This window comes from Halobacillus sp. B23F22_1 (assembly GCF_043497005.1).
In the GTDB taxonomy this organism is placed as follows: domain Bacteria; phylum Bacillota; class Bacilli; order Bacillales; family Halobacillaceae; genus Halobacillus_A.
In genome coordinates, this window is the sequence record NZ_JBIEKE010000011.1 from 1 (window position 1) to 679 (window position 679).

The 679-nt window shown below is 47.9% G+C and carries 3 tRNA genes and 2 rRNA genes; all 5 read left to right on the forward strand.

What is annotated here, in order from left to right:
- A 23S ribosomal RNA gene (locus tag ACGTNH_RS21095) occupies positions 1 to 88 on the forward strand; the annotation flags it as partial.
- 149 nt (positions 89 to 237) lie between these two features.
- A 5S ribosomal RNA gene (gene rrf, locus ACGTNH_RS21100) occupies positions 238 to 351 on the forward strand.
- A gap of 10 nt (positions 352 to 361) precedes the next feature.
- Positions 362 to 436, forward strand: a tRNA-Asn gene (locus ACGTNH_RS21105).
- A 7-nt stretch (positions 437 to 443) separates the two neighbouring features.
- Positions 444 to 536: transfer RNA gene (locus ACGTNH_RS21110), tRNA-Ser, on the forward strand.
- 17 nt (positions 537 to 553) lie between these two features.
- Positions 554 to 628: transfer RNA gene (locus tag ACGTNH_RS21115), tRNA-Glu, on the forward strand.
- The last annotated feature ends 51 nt before the right edge of the window (positions 629 to 679 follow it).

The window sequence follows — 679 nt, forward strand, 5'->3', positions numbered from 1 at the left end:
CTCAGAGACGATGAGGTCAATAGGTCCGAGGTGGAAGCGTGGCGACACGTGCAGCTGACGGATACTAATCAATCGATGACTTAACTACATGCCTTTGTGAAAAGATTTGATGATCGGATGTCGAAAAGATCTTATCCAGTTTTGAAGGTTTATTAAAAAGTTTTCAAAAACCCTTGATATTTTTTGAAAAGGACAATATAATATATCTTGTCCGCAAAAAAAGATAAACCTTAAAGATCTGGTGACGACAGCGAAGAGGTCACACCTGTTCCCATGCCGAACACAGCAGTTAAGCTCTTCAGCGCCGATGGTAGTCGGGTTTACCCCCGTGAGAGTAGGACGTTGCCAGGTTATACATTATTCCACAGTAGCTCAGTGGTAGAGCAATCGGCTGTTAACCGATCGGTCGTAGGTTCGAATCCTACCTGTGGAGCCATTCTTCTGGAGAGCTGTCCGAGCTGGCCGAAGGAGCACGATTGGAATTCGTGTAAACCGTTCACGCGGTTTCGAGGGTTCGAATCCCTCGCTCTCCGCCATTTTAACATTTACGACTGGCCCGTTGGTCAAGTGGTTAAGACACCGCCCTTTCACGGCGGTATCACGGGTTCGAATCCCGTACGGGTCACCACTCATATGGAGGATTAGCTCAGCTGGGAGAGCACTTGCCTTACAAGCAAGG